Source organism: Corallococcus terminator (assembly GCF_003611635.1).
Classification (GTDB): domain Bacteria; phylum Myxococcota; class Myxococcia; order Myxococcales; family Myxococcaceae; genus Corallococcus; species Corallococcus terminator.
The window spans coordinates 1-532 of the sequence record NZ_RAVZ01000784.1; the positions used below are offsets into that span (position 1 = coordinate 1).

The 532-nt window shown below is 74.4% G+C and carries 1 protein-coding gene; it reads right to left on the reverse strand.

The window, feature by feature from the left end; genetic code table 11:
• Window positions 1–307 (reverse strand): hypothetical protein (locus D7V88_RS42125; protein ID WP_208726785.1); only part of this gene is annotated, 307 nt, incomplete at its 3' end.
• Between the last annotated feature and the right edge of the window lie 225 nt (window positions 308–532).

Sequence of the window (532 nt, forward strand, 5' to 3'; positions counted from 1 at the left end):
GGGGGGAGCGCCGCTCCGAAGCTGGGTTCGCGACGGGGCGCTGGGGCTTGTCCACGTCCGTGTGCTCGTCGTCGAAGTCCTCTTCTTCGTCGGGCCCCAGGGCGAGGGGGGACGGGCCGGCGCCCTCGGTGGCGTCGTCCGCGCCCGAGCCCGGCGTCCAGCCGGCGCGGGCCTTCGCGGGGCCCTTCCCGGGGGGAAGAGAGGAGGGCTCGGTGTCCTCGCTCTTGCGCATGGGCCGCTCGTTCGTCGTGGAGTCCTCACTGCCGGCGCCGGGGGTCCAACCCGGACGCGAGGGCCGGTTCTGCATGGGTGAGTCCTCCGGGGCCGGGGGTGCCCCTTCTCGGTGAAAAGCTCGAGGGTGTGGACCGGAGTCTTCCGCTTCCGGAGCCGAATTCCAATCCGCTTGGAGAAGTTGCCCGGTCGCAGCCTGCCTGGACGGAGGGGCGGTCCCCTCCGCGCGGGGGCCTTCGCCCGGGTCGGTGGTGTCCTCGGCGCCTGGGCCGACGGCTCGGGGGGCGGCGCCTTCCTGGGG